The organism is Pseudomonadales bacterium (assembly GCA_013215025.1).
Lineage (GTDB): Bacteria > Pseudomonadota > Gammaproteobacteria > Pseudomonadales > DT-91 > DT-91.
The window spans coordinates 25,693-32,424 of record JABSRR010000025.1 but is presented as its reverse complement, the minus strand read 5'-3'; the positions used below and the strand labels follow the sequence as shown (position 1 = coordinate 32,424).

At 44.8% G+C, this 6,732-nt stretch carries 5 protein-coding genes; 1 reads left to right on the top strand and 4 read right to left on the bottom strand.

All coding sequences use genetic code 11. The features are described 5' to 3' along the window. The first annotated feature begins 174 nt into the window (after positions 1-174). Positions 175-1,548, top strand: a complete 1,374-nt coding sequence (locus HRU21_03470; protein ID NRA41349.1) for a DUF1329 domain-containing protein — start codon at positions 175-177, stop codon at positions 1,546-1,548. Positions 1,549-1,813: 265 nt separating this feature from the next. On the opposite strand, the gene HRU21_03465 is transcribed toward HRU21_03470, so the two are convergent. The 4 genes from HRU21_03465 to cmoB all read right to left on the bottom strand — a co-directional run bounded on the left by HRU21_03465 (position 1,814) and on the right by cmoB (position 6,727). Beyond that, positions 1,814-3,154, bottom strand: a complete 1,341-nt coding sequence (locus HRU21_03465) for a hypothetical protein (protein ID NRA41348.1) — start codon at positions 3,152-3,154, stop codon at positions 1,814-1,816. Between the two features lie 280 nt (positions 3,155-3,434). After that, positions 3,435-4,232, bottom strand: a complete 798-nt coding sequence (locus HRU21_03460; protein ID NRA41347.1) for an outer membrane lipoprotein-sorting protein — start codon at positions 4,230-4,232, stop codon at positions 3,435-3,437. Between the two features lie 100 nt (positions 4,233-4,332). Further along, positions 4,333-5,751 carry an MATE family efflux transporter gene (locus HRU21_03455; protein NRA41346.1) on the bottom strand — a complete coding sequence of 473 codons (1,419 nt, stop codon included), beginning with the start codon at positions 5,749-5,751 and terminating at the stop codon, positions 4,333-4,335. Position 5,752: 1 nt separating this feature from the next. Then, entirely contained in the window at positions 5,753-6,727 is a 975-nt protein-coding gene (gene cmoB, locus HRU21_03450) for a tRNA 5-methoxyuridine(34)/uridine 5-oxyacetic acid(34) synthase CmoB (GenBank protein ID NRA41345.1), read from the bottom strand. Positions 6,728-6,732: the final 5 nt, after the last annotated feature.

Sequence of the window (6,732 nt, the reverse complement as noted above, 5' to 3'; positions counted from 1 at the left end):
ACGCCACCGGAAATGACGCTGATTGACCGACAGTAATCCGCTAGTCAAGCTTAACTATAATTCATGCAGGATGAGAGGTAATTTATCGATGCTCTCTGGCTTCATTTATACGGTGCTGGTTGGTAATATAGCCGCGCCAATAATAAATTTAGCTATAACAATAAGTGAGTAAGCATGTTTAAGTTGTCGTCTCTTGCGGGTGCTGTTGCCACCATTTTAATCTCAATATCTGCGCATGCCCTGGTTGATAAGTCCATGGCGGCGAAATTAGGAACCGAGCTAACCCCAATGGGGGCTGACCCAAGTGCCAATGCTGATGGCTCTATTCCAGCATGGTCGGGTAAATGGGTTGGTCTGCCACCGGGCATGAATTATACCGGCTCTGGCTCTGTCTATCCCGACCCTTATGCCGATGAGGTTCCGCTCTACACCATTACGGCCGATAATGCCGAGCAATATGCCGCACTTTTGAATGACGGTATGCTGGCAATGTTGAAAAAGTATCCGAATTATAAAATACCGGTTTATCCTACCCATCGTGATTTTCGCTACCAAGATCAAGTCGAGCAACGTACCAAATGGAATGTGGGCAATGCGCAGTTGGTCAATGGTGTTGACGGCATGCAAAAGACGACAGGTGGTGCACCGTTTCCGATTCCAGAAAATGGCGCGCATGTGATCTGGAATTCAAGATCAACACAACCGATGCCGGTTGCTGACTCTTTATTTGATGAGGTGGCGGTGTTTGCCGATGGCAAACAACAACGCTTCCGCACTAAGTTATTGATTGAGTCTCCCTATGCCTATTCTGACCATCCAATCGGTAAAACTGCTGAGCAGATTGGCGATATTGCCGCTTATGTTTACTATGAAGTGATTGAGCCTAAGCGTAAAAAAGGTGAGCGCGTGATCGTGCATGAGCCGCTAGATCAAGTGAAGCATGACCGCAAAGCCTGGGTATATTTACCCGGCATGAAACGTGTTAAGCGAGCCCCCGATGCCGGTTACGATATTCCAGTTGGCCCAGGTAAATTACTGACTGCTGATGACAATATGGGCTTTAACGGTGCCATGGATCGTTATGAGTGGAGCTTGGTGGGTAAGCGCGAAATGATCGTACCGTATCATAACTATAAATTTGATGACCCCTCGGTCAAATACCAAGATTTATTACAGGCTAAGGCGGTAAACCCTGACTATATGCGTTATGAAAAGCGCCGTGTTTGGGTAGTTGAAGCAAGCTTGAAGCCGGGCGAGCGTCATATTTATGCAAAACGTCGTTTTTATATGGATGAAGACTCTTGGCTGATTGTCGCTACTGAAGCATTTGATGGTCGCGGTGAGCTATGGCGTGTAGGGCTGCAAAATACCGTCTATGATTATTTTCTCAAGGGCTATATTGCCCGCGCCCAGGCCAATTATGACTTACAAGCTAATGCCTATGTGGTAGTTAGATTGACCAATGAGACACGCCCGTCAAACTATAATATGCAAGCTAAAGGTCCAGACTTCTATACGCCACAAAATCTTCGTCGTATGGGTCGCTAATTCGATCGCTCTGGGCTTTAAAAAGCCCGCCGAATAAGGCTGCAGCCTCTGTAGTCATCCTACTTAACGAAAAAAGGCAGCTATAGCTGCCTTTTTTATGGTGTTATTAGACGTTTATTTTTGTCTAGGCTGAGAGTTTTAGTGTTGTCGGTAACTCTCCTTATTAACTCTCTAATACCTTTCGCTAATACCTCTCGCTATTCAAGGGTAAACGCGCTGCGTCTGTGCGGTAGATGCGCCAAGCGCTGAGTTAAACCCTTAATGATTAAAAGAACCACTCAGCTTTTAGCTCAAATAAATCGTCATCTTCAAACTGCTTGAAAGGGTTGTCGCGATAAACCTGATTAAAGAAATACATATTCGCGGTGATTCTAACGCTATCACCAATTCTGGTGCTGCCTTCAAACGACATCGATGTGGTTCTATCATCAAGGTCGTAAATCAAACCTGCTAAAAATTCCGTGCCTGCAATATCATTCAATGCGAAACGCGTGCCGAGAAAAATATCATTTTGCATGGGCGAAAAATAATCGCCGGCTAACACCGGGTTTTGACCCGCGTCAACCAGTGCCGCTCGAATAGCGTCATATTGATCAGCTGGAATATCAGGATTGGCTTCAAACGTGAACGGTAAAAGGTCGACATCGTCACGATCATTCCATAAATACTCAAGCAAAATACCGATATCTTGCCCCCAAGGGTCCATATCAGAAAAGGTATATTCGAAACCAAACACGGCTGCGCTGAAGTCACCTGAGTCGAGTAATTTATGACTGGCCTCTAATTTAAAGATCCAATCTTCGTAAAGATATTGATACTCTAAACCTAGCTGTTCAAGATTCTGATAATAACCGCCAATCTTGTTGATGCTTTGCGAGCCTAAGGCTGCCAATAAATCAAGGGTAACGGGCAGAACTGAACGGTCTATGCCGTTAAAATATGAAATCCCAAGATCAAAATTATCAAAGCTTTTGAACCAGCGTAGTGCTAGATCAATGTTTTCTTCTTCATCATCAGATTGGTAAAAGTTTTCATCTTTCTCCAATTCAGGAGAGAAGCCGCCAAAACCGATTTGATAACGTTCCGGGCCATCCGGAAAGACTATGGGGCGAAAATATGGTAATACATAGGCATCAATATTACCGAAATCGTTTTCTATTCCTACCGCCAGCATGGGTTGCCCCAGTTTTTCCTCGCCGCTGATTGATTCCACATTATCGGTTTGGTTAATGATATCGACCAGATGCGCAGACTCTGTCACGCCCCAGAACACCGTATCGATGCCGGCTTTAAAGTAAAACCCTTTGTTTTGGAATAAGTAAGTTAGCTCGCGTATATCACCGTGTGTGCGTTCACCATTCGGCTCGGTGGCACGATAAAATAATAAGGTTTTTATTTTGTGCTGTTTATTTTCAGACCGCCAATAGTACTCGGGGCGAATTGCAACAGAGCCAAAGACATCTTTTTGCTGCTCGAGTTTTGCGCGATGCGGGTAAACTTGCAGTTCTGCCTCAATAGAGCCAGAGAATTTGCCCACGGCTAAGCTTGGCAAGCTAAGACCGATAAGACCTGCGATGCATGATGCTCTTAGAAGGGAAGGAAACATAATTATTATCATCAATTTTAAAAGCCGGTAATTATAATCGAGAAACGCGGTCTGAGAAATGAAGATGCGTTAAGAGAGTCTAGTTATGGCGTTTTATGCCGAGTATTGTGTGTATGACGAGTATTAATGAGCGCAGTCAAATAAATTGAGGGATAGCAGAAGCTAAAGTATTGCCGCTGTATAGAATGTGTTAAGAGGTGTTGACTAAGTTGTGTAGCTATAAAAGCGAAATAAAAATAAAAGATGAGCTCACGATTGAGCTCATCACAGAGAATCAGCCTTATTCTGCTGATTTTAAGGCATTCTTAGAGAATTCTTCTGGGCTTAAGCCAGTTGCGATTTGAATGCCATTGGATTCAAGTAGGGTCGATTTGCCCGTCTGGACATTCTGCATCAACGATTTAGTTGCACGCCAGTATTTGTCATTGAATTTCTCATATGACTCAACCACCATGGTTTTGAGAAGCTCATTGCGTTTATCAAAAAACTCTACTTTCTGAATTTGATAATCGTCTTGGTCTATCCACTGCACAACGCGGCTATAACCTGAGTATTTATCGCGCGGGGTTTGCTCTACCACAAAGCAGTTTTTTTCGTTAAAACTCTCATCTTTGAGGTATTTGAAATCATATTTTTCCAGTTCAAAAGAGGATAGGTCTTCATAAGAAAATTCGCTGCCCATGAAGGAACCCGATTTCTTTTTCGAAGAAATACGTTTGATGCGCTTTAATGCCGGTAGATAAATCCATTGGTCATCGGGTTTATCAACATGCGAAAAGGTCAAGAAAGAGGTACCTTTAACATCTTTTGGCTGGTCAAAAACCATCAGGCTTTTATCGCCGTCATCTTGAACTTCAAGCGATTTCACCTTGATATAGCGAACATTCTCGCGACCGTTAGCGGTGCGAAGTGTCATTTTCATTTCACTGGTTGAATCCTGCCAACCGGTATTACGCGACTTTTGCTCTTTCGCAATAGCCAGGCCTTTTTCTTCAGCGGTTTCAGCGTGAGCTGCTAAGCCCGTCATACTAAGCGCCGCCAAACAAAGTGGAAGTATCGCAGTTTTTATTGCTTTCATTATTCGCTATCTCCAAGTTTCATAGCATTTATCAATCGGCCACTTTAACTCGATTTTGTCTTGATGCAAGTGGCTTTAGATTAAAAGGTGTTTAAGGCGTTTATACGAGCGATGCGGCAGAATAGCGCTTTAGGCTGGAGGCTAATAGTAATAACAGCGCCATTGCATTCAGACTTAAGCCTAGCACCAGTGCATACCAAAAGCCCTGGGTGCCGAGCGGCTCGAGTAAGCTGCCAAGTCCATGAAAGCTTAGCCAATAACCACAGGGTACTGCGATTAACCAATAAGCAACAAAAGAAAATACTACCGGCCGCTTAACAATTTCAAAGGCCCGGAGAATGCCGTTGCAGCACACTTGAATAGCATCTGGGATTTGGTAAATAGCGGAGATAAATACCAGGCTAGCAGCAGCGGTAATGAGCAGTTGATCATCGCTATAGAGACCTGCTAAAGGATAATTAAACAGCATAATCATGCTAGAGCTGAGCACTGACAAGACAACCGCCATTATTAAGCCTGACTGAACCGCCTCAGTAAGCACTTGTTTCCCGACGATCCCTTGTTTAACCTCGCCCAGCATATGACCAATATAAATGGTTAATGCCGTAGCCTGCGAGTATGGCAGCATGAAAATTAAGCTAGATAAGCTTAAGGCAATTTGGTGGCTGGCTATCGCTGTCACGCCCAAAGGTGCAATCAATAATGTGATAACGGTAAACAGCCCAACTTCCAAGGACATCGTTATAGCAATGGGCAAGCCAAGCTTTAACAGTTGAACAAGATTGCCAAGCTTGACACTGTGGAACTCTGTCGTTGCAGACGATGCAGTCATGTGGGCATGTGTCTGGCCAAAGCCTTGTCGGCAGCGGTGATTGTTTCTAACAAACAGCGCAGCGAGTAATAGCATCAGGCTAAAGCTTATCAACGTTGCAAGGCCGCATCCTGCGCCGCCCATCTCAGGGGCGCCAAAATAGCCGTTAATGAAAATCACGTTGAGAGGGATGTTGATGAGCAAGCCCGCTAAGTTGATCAGCATGATAGCGGTCGTCTGACCTGTGGTTTCAATATAGGCGCGAAATGCTTGATAGAGACCAGTTATAGGTAGCGCTATGGCAATATAAAGTTGATACTCGGCGGCGATCTCTATCACCGCTGCAGGAACGGCAAATAGCGCTAACTGTTGACGAATCAGCAATAATAAGCCAGCAAGTAAGATGCCGCTAATGATGGCTAATAGAATACCATTAAGCAATACGCGTCCAGCTTGATAGTAATGCGTGCTACCCCAAAATGGCGCCGCTTTTGCGGTGATGCTAAACAATAAAGCTTGACCAAAAAACATGATCGGAATCGTAATGCTGCTGCCAAAGCCTACTGCTGCAAGATCAAGCTCGGCGTAGCGACCAGCCATTAGGGTATCCACGAAGCCCATTGCCATAAACGACAATTGAGCAATAAAAATCGGCATGGCTAATGCTAAAATGCGCCGGCAGTGCAGAGGTATATGTGCAATCTGCATATTATTTTCGATTCGCGATGATGATAGCTCGCTTAGGCGCTGGATAACCTTCGACGGTCAAATCCGTATCGTCAGGATCTAAATAATTACTTAATGAATGAAACTGCATCCAATCGGTGGCGCGCTGTTCCTGTTCTGACGTTTGATTAATATCCACAGTACGAATATTGATAAAACCTAAGCGTTCCAGCCACTGCTCTAACATGTCTGTTGAAGGTAGAAACCAGACATTGCGCATTTGTGCATAACGCTCACCAGGTACTAAGCATCGTGTCGCATCACCGTCAACAACCAGGGTTTCTAAGATTAATTCACCACCTGGGCGCAGTGCCTGTTTCAGTTCTTCCAAGTGTTCGATAGGCGACTTGCGATGGTATAAGACACCCATTGAAAAAACGCTATCAAAGCATTGCATTGAGGCGGGCATATCTTCGCTGAGCAGCGGCAATAGGTAAACCGCTTGCTCGGGTAAATAACGTTTAAATACCGCAAACTGCATCAAAAATTTTGGCGATGGCTCAATGCCTAACACAAACTTTGCACCAGCTCCGCGCATACGCCAGCAGTGGTAACCACTGCCGCAGCCAACATCTAAAACGGTTCTGTTTTCAAGCGAGGCAATATGTGGCTGCAGCCGTTGCCATTTCATATCAGAGCGCCACTCTGTATCGATATGAATCCCAAATATATCAAACGGTCCTTTCCGCCATGGGTGAAGCTTCATTAAGCAATCACGCACTGCTTTGCTATCAATAGTTGCATTGCTATGCAGTGAGACGAGATCTTGATCAAGGTTTGCCGTAACCGGAGCAAGCTGTTGCAAGCTGGGTAAACTATCGATTGCTTCTTGCCACTCTGCAAGGTCGCCATAACTGCGCGCGTTTAAGCGCTGTTGAAGCGCCGCATAAAGGCTTTCCTGGTGAGGTTTTAACTGGGTTTTGGCAATGTGGTCAAAAAAGGGTTGGTAATCAATCATCGATA

Excerpts from the sequence above, each read along its gene's own strand:
- HRU21_03470 (NRA41349.1), top strand. The coding sequence starts at position 175 with ATGTTTAAGTTGTCGTCTCTTGCGGGTGCTGTTGCCACCATTTTAATC.
- HRU21_03465 (NRA41348.1), bottom strand. The coding sequence starts at position 3,154 with ATGTTTCCTTCCCTTCTAAGAGCATCATGCATCGCAGGTCTTATCGGT.
- HRU21_03460 (NRA41347.1), bottom strand. The coding sequence starts at position 4,232 with ATGAAAGCAATAAAAACTGCGATACTTCCACTTTGTTTGGCGGCGCTT.
- HRU21_03455 (NRA41346.1), bottom strand. The coding sequence starts at position 5,751 with ATGCAGATTGCACATATACCTCTGCACTGCCGGCGCATTTTAGCATTA.
- cmoB (NRA41345.1), bottom strand. The coding sequence starts at position 6,727 with ATGATTGATTACCAACCCTTTTTTGACCACATTGCCAAAACCCAGTTA.